Source organism: Blastococcus sp. TF02-09 (genome assembly GCF_003319105.1).
Taxonomy (GTDB): domain Bacteria; phylum Actinomycetota; class Actinomycetes; order Mycobacteriales; family Geodermatophilaceae; genus Blastococcus.
On the sequence record NZ_QOHH01000003.1, the window covers coordinates 440576 to 454359 of the forward strand.

A 13784-nucleotide genomic window follows, 5' to 3' on the forward strand; every position below is an offset into this window, starting at 1 on the left:
ATCTGAAGGCGCAGCGCGAACCTGAGAGCGGCGAATCCTGACCGACGTCACCGGGTACGGACGCGCCCATGAGCGCTGACACAGGACCCCAGACACGGGTCGTCGCCGGCCGGTACGCGCTCGGGGAGGTGCTCGGCCGGGGCGGCATGGGCACCGTGTGGCTGGCGACCGACCGCGTCCTCGAACGCCAGGTGGCGGTCAAGGAGGTCACCTTCCCGCTGCACGTCACCGAGGAGGAGCGCGCCGTCCTGCGCGAGCGCACGATGCGCGAGGCGCGCGCGGCCGGACGGCTCGAGCACCCGCACGTCACGACCGTCTACGACGTCGTCGAGGAAGGCGGCATGCCCTGGCTGGTGATGAAGCACGTCGCCGCCCGCAGCCTCCAGCAGGTCATCGAGGCGGAGGGACCGCTGCCGCCGGCCGAGGTGGCCCGCATCGGGCTGCACGTGCTCGAGGCGCTCGTCGCCGCGCACGCGCTCGGGATCGTGCACCGGGACGTGAAGCCGGCCAACGTCCTGGTCGGACCGGACGGATCCGGCTGCCTCACCGACTTCGGGATCGCCACCACCACCGGCGATCGCGGTCTGACGTCCGGCGGCGCCCTGATCGGCTCGCCGTCCTACATGGCCCCCGAGCGGGCGCACGGTGACGAGCCGCACCCGGCGGCCGACCTGTGGTCGCTGGGCGCCACCCTCTACGCGGCGGTGGAGGGCCGCCCACCCTTCGACGGCGGCGACTCGATGGCCACGTTGATGAGTGTCGTCTCCGAGCCACCGGCGCCGATGCTGCGCGCCGGACCGCTCGAGCCGGTGCTGCGCGGCCTGCTGACGAAGGATCCCGGCCAGCGCAGCACCGCGGCCGTCGCCCGGTCCCAGCTCGCCACGGTGGCGGCCGGGAACGCGCCGGCCGCTCCTCCCCCGCCGTCGGCACCCGGTCCCATCGCCGGCGACCGGGTGGAGCGGATCGACGCGGCCGACCTGCTGGCCCTGGCGTCGGCGTCCCGCGCGCTCCTGGGCTCGGTGGCCCGCGACGCCCGCGACCACGCCCGGCACCTCCGCGGCAGCCGGCGCGAGCGCAGGGAGCCCCGTCCCGCGGTGCAGAAAGCCCCGCCCGCTCCCCCGACCCGCAGGAAGCCCCGGTTCCGGTTCAAGCGCCGCTGGGTCGTCGTCCCGGTCGTGACCACCGTGCTGGTGCTGCTGCTCCTGGTCATCGGCGTGGTGCTCGCCCTCGGCGCCCTGCTCGCCTAAGTCAGCCGATCCCCGGCACGAACCGGCCCGTCGAGGCGGAGTAGTCGCGGTAGGCGTCCCCGTGGACAGCGCGCAGGTACGGCTCCTCCACGGCGCGCACCTGGAGCTGCACCGCGACGACGAGCGCCACCAGGGCGACCGCGCTCACCCAGGTCGGGACCATCAGCACGATCCCGAGCTGGGCGACCACCATCGTGGTGAAGATCGGGTTGCGGACGTGGGCGAACACCCCGGAGGTCACCAGGTCGGTGCGCTCGCCGGTGTCGACGCCGATCCGCCAGGACTCGCCCATCCCGGTCTGGGCCGCGAGCGTCGCGGCGAACCCGACCAGCGCCAGCACGAGGCCGGCTACCTGGACCCCGAGGGGCGGGTCCGCCGGCACGACGTCGGCCACCGCGAGCAGCGGCCCGGCGAGGCCCAGGACGATCGCGACGACGAACAGCACGCCACCCCACCACCCCGCGTCGGCCGGCGTCCCGGAGATGCCGCGGAAGCCCGCCGAGCCGGTGCGGCGCAGCTGCAGCCACGAGCGGACGCCGAACAGGACGACCAGCGCGCCGACGTACAGGACCAGGGCGGCGACGGTCATCGGGCCGCCGCCTCGCCGTAGGTCGGGCACAGCGCCACCGCGTCGCCGGTGGCGGCCAGCAGCCGCTCCGCGGACGCCAGGAGCTCCATGAGCTCCGCGGAGTGCGCCAGCGACCACATCGAGGCCCGGCCCTGCGGCCGCGAGGAGACCAGGCCGCAGTCGCGCAGGCAGGCGAGGTGGGCGGACACCGTGGACTGCGCCAGCCCCAGGTGCGCGGTGAGGTCGACGACCTTGTGCTCACCCGCCGCCAGGTGCCGCAGGATCGCCAGCCGGGTCGGATCACCGAGGCTGCGGAACATGCACGCGGCCGCGGACATCGCCGCCGGCTCGTCCACCCGCACCTCGGGCGCGCTCAGACCATTCATCGTCATGCGGCGATGATAGCCACGACTACCGGCGCTATGGAAGAGGATGACAAGCACGCTTGACACGGGGGTCAGCAGTTAAGCACGCTTGACACGATGGACAACGACGTCAGGGCGCTGCGCACCGCCGCCGGCCTCTCGCAGCGCGAGCTCGCCGAGACGCTCGCGGTCTCCCGGCAGACGGTGAACTCCATCGAGACCGGCCGCTACGACCCCTCGCTGCCCCTGGCCATCGCCATCGCCCGGCACTTCGCCCGCCCCGTCGAGGAGATCTTCCATGTCGACTGACCGACCCTCCGCCACGCAGGTCGCCACCTCCCTGCTGGTCCTCGGCGGCACCCTCGCGGTCGTGCTCACCCTCGGGCTGCTGCTGCGTGAGCACGGACCGGGCAACATGGGCAACGGGCTCCTCCAGGGCGCCGCCGTCGGCCTGGTGCTCGCCGCGGTCATGGGCTGGCGCCTGGTCCGGCGGCCCGACCGGGTCACGACGTTCGAGCGGGCGTGGAGCCAGACCGGCGACGAGCGCGACGACGCCGTCCTCACCCGGGCGCTGGCCGTGCTCGGCCTGGCCTCGTTCCCGCTCACCGCCGCCGCGGCGATCGCGGTGGCCTTCGGCGCCTCCGTCGAGATGAGCCTGGCCCTGCTGCTGTTCGCCGAGCTCGGGGTCGGTGCCGCAGCCTTCGCGGTGGTCGCCCGGCGCAGCTGACCGGCCGGCGTTCGCCGTGCTGACGACGCTGTCCTGGGTCAAGGTGAGGTCATGACGACTCCCGAGCCCCAGCCCCGCGACATCGCCCTCGAGCAGGAGACCCCGGAGCAGGCCGCCGACCTCGAGGCGCAGAGCGAGCCGGAGGGCACCACGGACGAGGCCGTCGGCGGCGCCCACCCCTCCTGAGGTCAGGCGCCCAGCCGCGCCCCGTCGATCCGGCCGGCAGCCACGTAGTACAGCGTGCTGCCGGCCGGCACCGGCTCGTCCCACGGCGGGCTGACCCGCAGGCCCGCCTCGCCGCGCAACGCCAGCACGGTCGCCCCGAACGTGCGGCCGAAGAACGTCTGGCACTCGCCGAAGGTGGCGTGGCCGAACCCCGCCGGCACCCGCACCGAGTAGGTGTTGCCGTGCCCGCTGCTGCTCATCAGGTCGTTGTAGACCTGGGTGATCCCCGGGTCGGTCGCCTCCTCGGTGAGCAGGAAGGGCATGTGCCACTGCACCACCTGCACGCCGGGGTTGACGTAGCGCAGGCTCTCCTGGCGGCCGAGGTCCCGGACGGCGGCGACCAGGTGGACGGCGGGATGGGCGTGGTCGACGGCCACCGCGATCGCCAGGGTCTCGTTGTCGTCCCGGCCGTCGATCACGACCGTCCGCGCGCGGTCGACGCAGGCGCGGACCATCACGTCCTCCCGGGTCAGGTCACCGCGGACGTAGTGCACGGCCGGCTCGTCGGGCACCGGGTTCTCGGCGACGTCGTCCCAGGCGCAGAGGACCACCTGGTTGCGGCCCTCGGCGGTCAGCTCCGCGATGATCCGCTGGGTGCGGCCGGGCCAGTAGCCAATCAGCACCACGTGCTCGGACAGGTCCAGCGCGACCACTCCTCTCGTGCGACGCCCGCGGACTGACTGCAGGGCGTCGGCCAACTGGGTGAACAGCAGCGTGAGGGTGACGATCCCGCCGACGACGACCAGCGAGCCGACGATCCGTCCGCCGGTCGAGACGGGGAAGACGTCGCCGTAGCCGACCGTCGCCGACGTGATGACGAAGTACCACCAGTAGGTGTCCGGCCGGACGATCTCGCTGCCGGGAGGCTCGACCAGCGCCATGGCCAGCCAGCTGGTGACGAAGACCAGCGCGGCGACGCTCAGCGGCAGCCGCCACCCGTGCAGCCGCAGCCGCGCGAAGCGCGACAGGCGCTGGATCAGGAAGTACACCGGTGGCCCCGCTAGGTCTGGACGGTCAGCGCACGGTAGCCGCCGTTCCGCAGCACGAGCTCGGTCAGCCGCGTCAGCACCGTCGCCGGCTCGGCGAGGCAGCGGCCGACGTCGGGCTCCACCTCGGTGAGCGCGTGCGCGGTGACGAAGCCCGCCGCTGCCAGGGCGTCCGGCCCGAGGGCCACCCGTCCCGCGACGCCCAGGCACGGCACACCCGCCCGGGCGGCCCGCCGCGCGACCTCGACCGGCGCCTTGCCCCGCAGCGTCTGCTCGTCCATCGAGCCCTCACCGGTGATCACCAGCGCCGCCCCGGCCAGCGCGTCGTCGAGCCCGATCAGGTCGCACACCAGCCCCGCACCGGAGACGATCCGCGCGCCCACGGCGAGGGCGCCAGCCGCCGTCCCGCCCGCTCCTCCGGCGCCGGGCGTCGTCGCCACGTCGACGGCCAGGTCCCGGGTGAGGACGGCGGCCCAGCGGGCGAGTGCCGCGTCGAGCAGCGCCACGTCGTCGGCCGAGGCGCCTTTCTGCGGAGCGAAGACGTGCGCCGCCCCCGCCGGGCCGGTCAGCGGGTTGTCGACGTCGGAGGCCACGACGAACTCCACCTGCGCCAGCCGCGGGTCCAGGCCGGTCGCGTCGACCCGGTCGAGCTGCTGCAGCCCTCCTCCTCCGGGCGAGATGTGACGCCCGTCCGCGTCCAGCAGGCGCAGCCCCAGTGCCTGCAGCATCCCGGCTCCGCCGTCGGTGGTCGCGCTGCCGCCGATGCCCAGCACCACGCGCCGGGCGCCGTCGTCCAGGGCGTGCCGCACCAGCTCGCCGACGCCCCGGGTGGTCGCGGTCAGCGGCGCGGGCCGGTCGAGCAGCCCCAGGCCCGCGGCGGTGGCCAGCTCCACCACCGTCGTCGTCCCGAGGACCGCCCGCACGGCCTCGACGGGCCGACCGTCCGGCCCCGTCACCCGCGCCGTCCGCCGCCGGTAGCCGGCGCGGAGCGCGGCGGCGACGGTGCCCTCTCCCCCGTCGGCGAGCGGGCGCAGCACCGCCTCGGCGTCCGGGAGCGCCCGGGCCAGGCCGTCCGCGATCGCCTGGGCCGCGGCGTCGGCGGGCAGGGTGCCCTTGAAGGAGTCGGGGGCCACGACCATGCGCACGACGAGCAGCATGCCCCCACTCGTCGTAGCGTCCCGCGGGTGACTGCTCCCAGCCCGGACTTCTACCTTGTCGACGAGTTCCTGGACCCGGAGGACATCGCGATCCGCGACCGGGTCCGCGCCTTCTGCGCCGAGGAGGTCACCCCCACCATCAACGAGTTCTGGGACCGCGCGGAGTTCCCGTTCGACCTCGTGCCCAAGCTGGCCGGACTCGGCGTCGTCGGCGGCACGATCGAGGGCTACGGCTGCCCGGGCATGAGCAACGTCGCCGCCGGCCTCGTCGCCGCCGAGTTCGCCCGCGCCGACGGCAGCGTCGGGACCTTCAACGGCGTGCACAGCTACCTCGCCATGCAGTCGATCGCCGTCCTCGGCTCGGAGGAGCAGCGGGAGCGCTGGCTGCCGGAGATGGCCCGGCTGGAGAAGATCGGCGCCTTCGGCCTCACCGAGCCCGAGCACGGGTCCGACGCCGTCGGCCTGGAGACCTCCGCCCGGCGGGACGGTGACTCCTTCGTGCTGAACGGCCGGAAGAAGTGGATCGGCAACGGCTCGATCGCCGACTACGTGATCATCTGGGCGCGCGGTGAGGACGGCGCCGTCGGCGGCTACGTCGTCGAGACCGGCGGCCGCGACGGCGAGCTGGCCGGCTACGACGCGACCGTCATGACCGGGAAGACGGCGCTGCGAGCGGTCTGGCAGGCCGAGATCACGCTGACCGACGTCCGGGTGCCGGCGGAGAACAAGCTCGCCGAGTGCCACTCGTTCAAGGACGTCTCCCGGATGCTGGACCGCACCCGGTACACCGTCGCGTGGCGGGCGCTCGGGGTGGCGATGGCCTCCTACGAGCTGGCGCTGGCCCACGCCCTGCAGCGGGAGCAGTTCGGCCAGCCGATCGCCGGGTTCCAGCTCGTGCAGGACAAGCTGGCCCGGATGCTGGCCGAGATCACCACGATGCAGCTGATGTGCTGGCGGCTGTCGACGCTCGCCGACACCGGCCGGATGACGGCGGCGATGGCCTCGCTGGCCAAGATGAACTGCGCGGCCAAGGCTCGCGCAATCGTGGCCGACGCCCGCGACATCCTCGGCGGCGACGGCATCCTGCTCGACCACCACGTCGCGCGGCACCACGCCGACATGGAGGCGATCTTCACCTTCGAGGGCACCGACTCGGTGCAGGCCCTCATCGTGGGTCGGGAGATCACCGGCCTGTCGGCGATCAGCGGGCGCAAGCCGCAGCGCTGACCGCGGCGGGGGCGCTCAGCGTGCGGAGGCGAGCGCCTTCGCGGTCACCCGGGCGCACTCGGGGCAGGCGGTACGCCCGGCACCGACCCGCGACCACCTCTGCGAGCCCCAGATCTGGACGATCGCGCCGCAGACGGCCAGCTCGATCTCCCCGTCGAGCTCGGCGGGTACGCGGTGCGCCTCGACTGCGTGCCAGGGATGTGCTTGTTCGGTGGGTGCACCGCTGGACCATCGATCCGGGCGGGCGAACCCTACGGCGTACGTGTCCACGGGTTCGGGTGTGCCCGGTTCCACAGCCGGTCAACCCCGACCGGCCGGGGTTGTGCGACAGACCCGTTCCGCATCGTTCTCCGGGTGGTCCTCGGGGTGTTGCCGGAGGCGAGGTGGGGCGGGGCCGCGTTACCGTCGAGAGGGCCGAGACGAGGGGGTGGCCGCATGGATCCGGTGAGCCTGCTGGTGGGCGGCGCCCTCCTCGCGTCCGGGTTCCTCGCCGGCTGCCTCGGCCGCCGGCGGTCCGTCGCGCCCCCGCCGGTCACCCCGGTGTGCGGGTGCGGTCACGCGCTCAGCCAGCACGACCGGGACACGGCCACCTGCTACGCCGAGCTCAGGCGCGACACCTACGACAAGCGCGGCCGGTGGTCGGGCCACAGCTGGGTGCCCTGCACCTGCCGGCAGTACATCGGGCCCCGCCCGATCGACGAGGTCTTCGCCCCGCGTCTCCTGCCCCCGACGGCCGACTGACGCGATGGCCGATCTCCCCGCCCGGCCACCCCGGCTCCGGCGCACCGGCCTGCTGGGGGTCACCGAACCGGTCCGCGCCCTGGCCAGCGCCGGGGCCTTCGCCGCCGGCCTGCCGCTGCTGCAGCTGGCTCCGCGCGGCGACGGGCACCCGGTGCTGGTGCTGCCCGGCCTGATGGCCTCCGACGTCTCCACCCGGGTGCTGCGCGGATGGCTCCGGCGGCTGGGCTACCCGGTCGTCGGGTGGGAGCTGGGCCGCAACCGCGGGCCGACGGCGGAGGTCCTCGACGCGCTGCCCCGGTCGCTCGACCGCCTGGCCGCGGAGCACGGGACGGCGGTGAGCATCGTCGGCCAGAGCCTCGGCGGGATCTTCGCCCGGAGCCTCGCGCGGAAGGCACCCCGCCAGGTGCGGCAGGTCATCTCGCTCGGATCCCCGTTCGCCGCGGGCGGTCCCGACGACTCCCCCGCCGGACGGGTCTACCGCCGCTACTCCGCCTCGCACAGCACCCGGCGGCTCTCCGCGACCCGCTCGCCGGCCGCTCCTCTGCCGGTACCGAGCACCGCCGTCTACTCGCGGTGGGACGGCGTCGTCGACTGGCGCGCCTGCCGCCAGCAGCCGGGTCCGCACAGCGAGAACGTCGCCGTGCACGCCAGCCACCTGGGCATGGGCCACGACCCGGCCGTCCTCTGGGTGATCGCCGACCGGCTCGCCCAGCCGCGGCACGACTGGCAGCCCTTCCAGCGGCCCACGCGCTTCGGCCTCGGCGCCCTGTTCCCGACGGAGGACTGAGCGGGCCGGCCTCAGCGCAGCCGCTGGGGCAGTCCCGCCGTCACCAGCTCCACCCGCTGCGCGGCGGCCGCCACGCGGGTGTTGAGCATCCCCATCTCGTCGCGGAACCGCCGTCCCGACGCGGTGGCCGGCACGATGCCGCCGCCCACCTCGTTGCTGACCGCGACCACCCGCCGCCGGGTGGACGACCAGGCCGCCAGCAGGTCGTCGACGGCGGCGGCCAGCCGGTCGTCGGCGCCGGGACGGTCCTCCCACACCCCGTAGGCGTCCATCGTGCCGGCGAGCCACGTGGTCAGGCAGTCGACGAGCACCGGCGGGCCCGGGCGGCCCAGCACACCGGCCAGGTCGAGGGTCTCCACGGTTCGCCAGGACGCAGGCCGGCGGGCGCGGTGCAGCGCGACCCGGTCGGCCCACTCGGGGTCGTCCGCGGTGGGCGGACGACCGCAGGCCAGGTACTCGACGACCCGCTCGCGGGCCAGCAGGCGCTCGGCGTAGGAGGACTTGCCCGAGCGCGCTCCCCCGAGGACCAGGACGCGGCGGGGACGGCGGAGCAGCACGCGCCGAGTGTGCCGCGCGGGTTCGCCGGGTTTCCGCCGGGGGCATGGACGGCGGATGCGTGCGCAGCAGGTGACCGACCCGGTGGCGTACCACGGCGAGGGGCCGGTCTGGTCGCCGTCGTGGGGCGGGCTGCGCTGGGTGGACATGCTCGCCGGCGACGTCCTCTCGCTCGCCCCGGACGGCTCGGTGCGGCGTCGGTCGGTCAGCGCGGTCGTCGCGGCGGTGCGGCCCCGGCGGGGCGGTGGCGCCGTCCTCGGGATCGAGCGCGGCTTCGCGCTGGAGGACCCCGACGGCAGGCTCACCCGCCTGCCCCCGCTGTGGGACGACGAGGGCGTGCGGATGAACGAGGGCGGCTGCGACCCTGACGGGAACTTCCTCTGCGGCTCGATGGCCTACGACCAGCGCCCCGGCGCCGCGGCCCTGTACCGCCTGACCCCCGACGGCAGCACCACCACGGTGCTCGAGGGAGTGACCGTCTCCAACGGCCTGGAGTGGAGTCCCGACGGCTCCCGCGCCTACTACGACGACACCGCCACGCACCGCGTCGACGTCTTCGACTGGGACCCGGACCGCGGGCTGCACGGGCGGCGCCCGTTCGCCACCATCCCGGACGGCGGCCTGCCCGACGGGCTCACCGTCGACGCCGACGGCGGGCTGTGGGTGGCCCTGGCCGACCGGGGCGAGGTGTGGCACCTGACGCCCGACGGCGTGCACGACGAGGTGGTGGAGGTGCCCGTCGGCATGGTCACCGCCTGCACGTTCGGCGGCCCGGACCTCGACCAGCTGTTCATCACCACGTCGCGGGAGAAGGCGCCGCCGGGCGAGGACCCGCTGGCCGGCTCGCTGTTCCGGGCCGACGTCGGCGTGCGCGGCCGGCCGGTGCGGGAGTTCGCGGGCTGATCCGTCGCCGGGTTGTGCCAGGCTGGTCCGCGTGAGCGACGTCCAGGTGGTCACCAGCCGGGAGGTCCCCCTGGGCGGGCCGCGGGCGATGACGGTGCGCCGCACGCTGCCGCAGCGGACCCGGTCCCTGGTCGGGGCCTGGTGCTTCGCCGACCACTACGGCCCCGACGACGTCGCCACCACCGGCGGCATGGACGTCCCGCCGCACCCGCACACCGGCCTGCAGACGGTCAGCTGGCTGTTCAGCGGCGAGATCGAGCACCGCGACACCACCGGCGCGCACGCGATCGTCCGGCCGGGCGAGCTGAACCTCATGACCGGGGGCTCGGGCGTCGCGCACTCGGAGGTGTCCACGCCGGACACCGGCACGCTGCACGGCGTCCAGCTGTGGACGGCGCTGCCCGACGCCGCCCGCCACCTGCCGCGGTCCTTCGTGCACCACGTGCCCGAGGTGGTGGCGCTCGACGGCGCGACCGTCCGCGTGCTGCTGGGCACGCTGGCCGGATCGACGTCCCCCGTGCCCACCCACACTCCCCTGCTGGGGGCCGAGGTGGTGCTCGACCCCGGGGCCGAGCTGGTGCTCGACGTCTCGCCCGGGTTCGAGCACGGGGTGCTGGTGGACCTGGGGCCGGTCGTGCTCGACGGCGTGGAGCTGGGCCGTGCGGAGCTCGGCTACACCGCGCCCGGGCGCCGGCAGCTGGCGCTCACCAACCCCGGGGAGCAGGCCGCACGGGTCGTGCTGCTGGGCGGGGAGCCGTTCCGCGAGCCGGTGGTGATGTGGTGGAACTTCATCGGGCGCACCCACGACGAGATCGCCGGCTACCGCGCGGACTGGGAGTCCGGCTCGTCCCGCTTCGGGCAGGTCGAGGGGTACGGCGGGCAGGTGCAGCGGCTGCCCGCGCCTCCGCTGCCCACCGCCCGGCTCAAGCCCCGGATGGCGCCCCCGGCGTCTCAGGACCCGAGCGCCTGGGGCTGAGCCGGTCGCGGAACCCGGCGAGCGCCTCGCGCGTGGTGCCCTCGGGTGGGACGACGTGCACCTGGTCGATCGTGTCGCCGTAGCGCCGGCCGAGCTCCTCGGCGACCTGCCCGAGGGGCCCGATGACGGCGAAGGCACCCAGCAGCTCGTCGTCGACGAGGTCGCCCATCCGCGCCCAGCGGTCGGGGTCGCTGCCGATGGACAGCGCGTGCAGCCGGTCGTGCAGCTCGCCCCGCCCGGCCCGGCGCAGCACGTCGGCGTACGCGGGCGTGGACCCGTAGAACGCGATCTGCCTCCGCACGGCCAGCGTCTCCTGCTCGCCGGCCCCCTCCTCCCCGGTGACGACGACGAAGCCCGGGCAGTGCACGACGACGTCGGCGCGCTCCCTGCCCGACCTCTCCAGGCCCTCGTGCAGCGCCGGGAGGGTGACCTCGGAGAACCACTCCGGCGTGCTGAACGCGTGCGGGATCAACCCGTCGGCGAGCTCACCGGCCAGCCGCGTCATGACCGGACCGACGGCGGCCAGGTGCACCTCCGGTGCGCTCGGCGACGGCTCCGGCCGGAACATGTCGGCCATCAGGGCGTGGGTGTAGTGCTCGCTGCGGAAGGCGAGCTGCACACCGTCGTTCCAGTCCGCCCAGATGGCGTGCAGGGCGCCCAGGTAGTCGCGCATCTGCGCCGCCGGCCGGCTGCTCCACGGCATGTCGAACCGCCGCGTGATGTGCGGCTTGATCTGCGTCCCCAGCCCGAGCACCGCCCGCCCGCCGGAGAGCAGGTGCAGGTAGTGCGCGGCGTTCGCGGTGACCATGGGGCTGCGGGCGAACGCCACGGCGATGTGGGTCTCCAGCCGCATCTCCCCCGCCGACCCGGCGGCGACGGCCAGCGGCAGGAACGGATCGTTCGCGACCTCCGAGGTGGAGAGCGCGTCGAAGCCCAGCTCCCTGGCCCGCGCCGCCTCGGCCGCGATCTCCCCGGCCGCGCCGCGCAGCCCGTAACCGATGCGCATGAGAACAGGTTCTACGGCGTGGTGACGACGACTACAAGGGCGATTGACAGGCGCCGACGGCAGCCCGGATGCTTCGCGAGAACCTGTTCTCGTTGCGCTCGCCGAAAGGACGGCCGATGCCCGGGCCAACACCCGTCCCCACGCCGGATACCGCCCCGTACTGGGAGGGTGCGGCGGCCGGCGAGCTGCGCGTCCAGCAGTGCACCAGCTGCGGCGAGCACTACTTCTACCCGCGCCCCTTCTGCCCCCGGTGCGGCTCGGACGCGGTGGAGTGGAGGGTGGCCGGCGGCCGGGCGACGCTCGTCTCCTACGTGATCAACCACCGGCCGTTCCCGCCGGTCGAGGAGCCGCAGGTGGTCGCCCTCGTCCAGCTCGAGGAGGGCCCGCGGATGATGACCAACGTCGTCGGGGTCGAGCCGCTGCCCGATAACCTGCCCCTCGGCCTGCAGCTGCAGGTGACCTTCGAGCAGCGCGGCGAGTTCGCGATCCCGGTCTTCACCCCGGCGGAGGCGCCGCGATGACCTCCATGCACGGTGGCGACATCGCCGTCGTCGGCGCCGCCGAGACCACGGAGATCGGCAGCCTGCCCGGCGTCTCCATGCTCAACCTGCACGCCGACGCCGCGCGCAACGCGCTCGCCGACGCCGGCCTGACCGTCAAGGACGTCGACGGCATCGCCACCGCCGGGCCGCTCGCGATGGAGGTGTCCCACCACCTCGGCATCACGCCCCGCTGGCTCGACGGCACGATGGTCGGCGGCTGCAGCTTCCTGCTGCACGTCCGCCACGCCGCGGCCGCCATCGCCGCGGGAGCCGCCGACGTCGTGCTGGTGACGCACGGCGAGTCGGGACGGTCGCGGGTGGGCATGGCCGGCCGCGGGCCGAACCCCTCGTCGCCGCAGGGCCAGTTCGAGGCCGTCTACGGCGCGCAGGCCCCGTACTCGACGTTCACCGTCCCGGCCCTGCACTTCCTGCAGGAGCGCGGCTTCGAGCGCGAGGCGCTGGCGCAGGTCGTCGTCGCCCAGCGCGAGTGGGCGGTCGGCAACCCGCGGGCGTCCCGGCGCACCCCGACCACGGTCGAGGCGGTGCTGGAGCAGCCCCCCGTGGCCTGGCCGTTCTCCAAGGACATGTGCTGCGTCGTCACCGACGGCGGCGGGGCACTGGTGCTCACCAGCGCCGAGCGGGCCGCCGACCTCCCCGCGGGCGACCGCGCCGTCTACCTGCTGGGCTCGGGCGAGTCCGCCGGGGCGCCGATGGTGTCGCAGATGGCCGACCCCGGGTCGTTCCGGGCCTTCCAGCTGGCCAGTGCCGAGGCCCTGGCCACCGCCGGCATCGGGCACGCCGACGTCGACCACCTCATGGCCTACGACGCGTTCGCCCACCTGCCGCTGTACATGCTCGAGGACATCGGGTTCGTCGGGCGGGGCGAGTCGCGCGACTTCGTCGCCGAGGGCCACACCGGGAAGGGCGGCCGGCTGCCCATGAACACCAACGGCGGCGGGCTGTCGTACACGCACACCGGGATGTACGGCATGTTCGCCATCCAGGAGGCGGTGCGCCAGCTGCGCGGCGAGGCGTTCGCGCAGGTGCCCGACGTCGGGATCAGCTTCGTGCAGGGCGTCGGCATGTTCTTCGCCGCCGCGGGGAGCCTCGTGCTGTCCAACCGCAGGCCATGACGGCCCCGGACGCCGAGCTGGTCGAGGACCGCCTCGCGGGGCGCACCTCGGAGGCCCAGGCCGCGCGCACGGACCGGATCGTCCGGGCGGCGATCGAGCTGGCCGGCCAGGGCGGGTACGAGGCGGTCCAGATGCGCGAGGTGGCCCGGATCGCCGGGGTCGCCCTCGCGACGCTGTACCGCTACTACCCCTCGAAGAACGAGCTCCTCCTCGCGGCCGTCCGGTCCGAGATGGGCAAGCTCGACGACGACGTCCGCACCCGGCCGCCCCGGGCGACGACGCCGGAACGGCGTGCCGGCGAGGTGTTCGCCCGCGCGCTGCAGGCGATGCGCAACGACCCCGGGTTCGCGCACGCCGCCCTGTCGGTCCGCCAGTCCCCCGCCCCGTTCGGCGCGCACGAGTCGGCGCAGGCCCCCATCGGCACCGACTACACGCTCGTCGACATCGCCGCCCGCGCCGCGTGGGGCCGGGACCACGAGCCGACGGAGGCTCAGCGGCTCGCGCTGCAGATGGTCGAGTCGCTCTGGATCGGCGGCACGATCGACTGGCTCAACGGCCGGCTGACCGCCGACGCCGCCGTCCAGCGCATCCGGCTGGCCGCCGAGAAGCTGCTCACCTGACCGCCGCCGCGGACTCCTT

Annotated in this window: 18 protein-coding genes; 12 read left to right on the forward strand and 6 right to left on the reverse strand. The window is 74.7% G+C overall.

The genetic code is table 11. From position 1 onward, the window contains the following. Nucleotides 1-68: 68 nt before the first annotated feature. Nucleotides 69-1247, forward strand: coding sequence for a serine/threonine-protein kinase (locus DQ239_RS07115; RefSeq protein WP_113833680.1), 1179 nt, complete (start codon nt 69-71; stop codon nt 1245-1247). A 1-nt stretch (nt 1248) separates the two neighbouring features. Here the strand turns inward: DQ239_RS07115 and DQ239_RS07120 are convergent, their stop codons facing one another. Continuing rightward, entirely contained in the window at nt 1249-1836 is a 588-nt protein-coding gene (locus DQ239_RS07120; RefSeq protein ID WP_113833681.1) for an isoprenylcysteine carboxylmethyltransferase family protein, read from the reverse strand. Then, nucleotides 1833-2207, reverse strand: coding sequence for a metalloregulator ArsR/SmtB family transcription factor (locus DQ239_RS07125; protein ID WP_233488861.1), 375 nt, complete (start codon nt 2205-2207; stop codon nt 1833-1835). The genes DQ239_RS07120 and DQ239_RS07125 overlap by 4 nt, the downstream gene beginning before the upstream one ends. Nucleotides 2208-2297: 90 nt before the next feature. On the opposite strand from DQ239_RS07125, the gene DQ239_RS07130 reads away from it, so the two are divergent. The 3 genes from DQ239_RS07130 to DQ239_RS21170 are packed head-to-tail and all read left to right on the forward strand — an operon-like array spanning nt 2298 to nt 3093. After that, nucleotides 2298-2489, forward strand: a complete 192-nt coding sequence (locus DQ239_RS07130) for a helix-turn-helix transcriptional regulator (RefSeq protein ID WP_113833683.1) — start codon at nt 2298-2300, stop codon at nt 2487-2489. Further along, a complete protein-coding gene (locus tag DQ239_RS07135; RefSeq protein WP_113833684.1) occupies nt 2479-2907 on the forward strand; it encodes a hypothetical protein in 429 nt (142 codons plus the stop codon). Before DQ239_RS07130 ends, DQ239_RS07135 begins: the two co-directional genes overlap by 11 nt. 51 nt (nt 2908-2958) lie before the next feature. After that, nucleotides 2959-3093: a hypothetical protein gene (locus tag DQ239_RS21170; protein ID WP_255411201.1), complete on the forward strand. Its 135-nt coding sequence runs from the start codon at nt 2959-2961 to the stop codon at nt 3091-3093. Between the two features lie 2 nt (nt 3094-3095). On the opposite strand, the gene DQ239_RS07140 is transcribed toward DQ239_RS21170, so the two are convergent. Then, nucleotides 3096-4121 carry a potassium channel family protein gene (locus DQ239_RS07140; RefSeq protein ID WP_113833685.1) on the reverse strand — a complete coding sequence of 342 codons (1026 nt, stop codon included), beginning with the start codon at nt 4119-4121 and terminating at the stop codon, nt 3096-3098. An 11-nt stretch (nt 4122-4132) separates the two neighbouring features. Continuing rightward, a complete protein-coding gene (locus DQ239_RS07145) occupies nt 4133-5275 on the reverse strand; it encodes a glycerate kinase (protein ID WP_199582729.1) in 1143 nt (380 codons plus the stop codon). A 27-nt stretch (nt 5276-5302) separates the two neighbouring features. Between DQ239_RS07145 and DQ239_RS07150 the strand changes: the two genes are divergently transcribed. From DQ239_RS07150 to DQ239_RS07165, 3 genes are all read left to right on the forward strand, one after another. Beyond that, complete coding sequence (locus tag DQ239_RS07150; protein ID WP_113833686.1) at nt 5303-6502, forward strand: acyl-CoA dehydrogenase family protein; 1200 nt, start codon at nt 5303-5305, stop codon at nt 6500-6502. A gap of 435 nt (nt 6503-6937) precedes the next feature. Then, entirely contained in the window at nt 6938-7243 is a 306-nt protein-coding gene (locus tag DQ239_RS07160) for a hypothetical protein (RefSeq protein ID WP_113833688.1), read from the forward strand. Between the two features lie 4 nt (nt 7244-7247). Beyond that, nucleotides 7248-8030, forward strand: coding sequence for an alpha/beta hydrolase (locus DQ239_RS07165; RefSeq protein ID WP_113833689.1), 783 nt, complete (start codon nt 7248-7250; stop codon nt 8028-8030). Between the two features lie 11 nt (nt 8031-8041). On the opposite strand, the gene cobU is transcribed toward DQ239_RS07165, so the two are convergent. Beyond that, entirely contained in the window at nt 8042-8587 is a 546-nt protein-coding gene (cobU, locus tag DQ239_RS07170; RefSeq protein WP_233488863.1) for a bifunctional adenosylcobinamide kinase/adenosylcobinamide-phosphate guanylyltransferase, read from the reverse strand. 55 nt (nt 8588-8642) lie between these two features. Here cobU and DQ239_RS07175 point away from each other — a divergent pair, with 55 nt between their 5' ends. Together DQ239_RS07175 and DQ239_RS07180 are read left to right on the forward strand one after the other, a co-directional pair. After that, entirely contained in the window at nt 8643-9488 is an 846-nt protein-coding gene (locus tag DQ239_RS07175) for an SMP-30/gluconolactonase/LRE family protein (RefSeq protein WP_113833690.1), read from the forward strand. Between the two features lie 31 nt (nt 9489-9519). Further along, on the forward strand, nt 9520-10464 hold the full coding sequence (locus DQ239_RS07180; protein WP_199582730.1) for a pirin family protein: 945 nt from the start codon (nt 9520-9522) through the stop codon (nt 10462-10464). Here DQ239_RS07180 and DQ239_RS07185 read toward each other — a convergent pair. Beyond that, entirely contained in the window at nt 10412-11470 is a 1059-nt protein-coding gene (locus DQ239_RS07185) for a TIGR03617 family F420-dependent LLM class oxidoreductase (RefSeq protein WP_113833692.1), read from the reverse strand. The genes DQ239_RS07180 and DQ239_RS07185 overlap by 53 nt on opposite strands. 116 nt (nt 11471-11586) lie before the next feature. Here DQ239_RS07185 and DQ239_RS07190 point away from each other — a divergent pair, with 116 nt between their 5' ends. The 3 genes from DQ239_RS07190 to DQ239_RS07200 are packed head-to-tail and all read left to right on the forward strand — an operon-like array spanning nt 11587 to nt 13765. Next, the gene (locus tag DQ239_RS07190) at nt 11587-11991 is read left to right on the forward strand and encodes an OB-fold domain-containing protein (protein ID WP_113833693.1); all 405 of its coding nucleotides are present in this window, start codon (nt 11587-11589) and stop codon (nt 11989-11991) included. Beyond that, nucleotides 11988-13145: a thiolase gene (locus DQ239_RS07195; protein ID WP_113833694.1), complete on the forward strand. Its 1158-nt coding sequence runs from the start codon at nt 11988-11990 to the stop codon at nt 13143-13145. The genes DQ239_RS07190 and DQ239_RS07195 overlap by 4 nt, the downstream gene beginning before the upstream one ends. Continuing rightward, complete coding sequence (locus tag DQ239_RS07200) at nt 13142-13765, forward strand: TetR family transcriptional regulator (RefSeq protein ID WP_113833695.1); 624 nt, start codon at nt 13142-13144, stop codon at nt 13763-13765. The genes DQ239_RS07195 and DQ239_RS07200 overlap by 4 nt, the downstream gene beginning before the upstream one ends. Nucleotides 13766-13784: the final 19 nt, after the last annotated feature.

What these genes read in the sequence shown, in the direction of transcription:
- DQ239_RS07160 (WP_113833688.1), top strand. Translation starts at nt 6,938, where the DNA reads ATGGATCCGGTGAGCCTGCTGGTGGGCGGCGCCCTCCTCGCGTCCGGG.
- DQ239_RS07135 (WP_113833684.1), top strand. Translation starts at nt 2,479, where the DNA reads ATGTCGACTGACCGACCCTCCGCCACGCAGGTCGCCACCTCCCTGCTG.
- DQ239_RS07175 (WP_113833690.1), top strand. Translation starts at nt 8,643, where the DNA reads ATGCGTGCGCAGCAGGTGACCGACCCGGTGGCGTACCACGGCGAGGGG.
- DQ239_RS07190 (WP_113833693.1), top strand. Translation starts at nt 11,587, where the DNA reads ATGCCCGGGCCAACACCCGTCCCCACGCCGGATACCGCCCCGTACTGG.
- DQ239_RS07115 (WP_113833680.1), top strand. Translation starts at nt 69, where the DNA reads ATGAGCGCTGACACAGGACCCCAGACACGGGTCGTCGCCGGCCGGTAC.
- DQ239_RS07185 (WP_113833692.1), bottom strand. Translation starts at nt 11,470, where the DNA reads ATGCGCATCGGTTACGGGCTGCGCGGCGCGGCCGGGGAGATCGCGGCC.
- DQ239_RS07195 (WP_113833694.1), top strand. Translation starts at nt 11,988, where the DNA reads ATGACCTCCATGCACGGTGGCGACATCGCCGTCGTCGGCGCCGCCGAG.
- DQ239_RS07125 (WP_233488861.1), bottom strand. Translation starts at nt 2,207, where the DNA reads ATGACGATGAATGGTCTGAGCGCGCCCGAGGTGCGGGTGGACGAGCCG.
- DQ239_RS07145 (WP_199582729.1), bottom strand. Translation starts at nt 5,275, where the DNA reads ATGCTGCTCGTCGTGCGCATGGTCGTGGCCCCCGACTCCTTCAAGGGC.
- DQ239_RS07120 (WP_113833681.1), bottom strand. Translation starts at nt 1,836, where the DNA reads ATGACCGTCGCCGCCCTGGTCCTGTACGTCGGCGCGCTGGTCGTCCTG.
- DQ239_RS21170 (WP_255411201.1), top strand. Translation starts at nt 2,959, where the DNA reads ATGACGACTCCCGAGCCCCAGCCCCGCGACATCGCCCTCGAGCAGGAG.
- DQ239_RS07130 (WP_113833683.1), top strand. Translation starts at nt 2,298, where the DNA reads ATGGACAACGACGTCAGGGCGCTGCGCACCGCCGCCGGCCTCTCGCAG.
- DQ239_RS07165 (WP_113833689.1), top strand. Translation starts at nt 7,248, where the DNA reads ATGGCCGATCTCCCCGCCCGGCCACCCCGGCTCCGGCGCACCGGCCTG.
- DQ239_RS07200 (WP_113833695.1), top strand. Translation starts at nt 13,142, where the DNA reads ATGACGGCCCCGGACGCCGAGCTGGTCGAGGACCGCCTCGCGGGGCGC.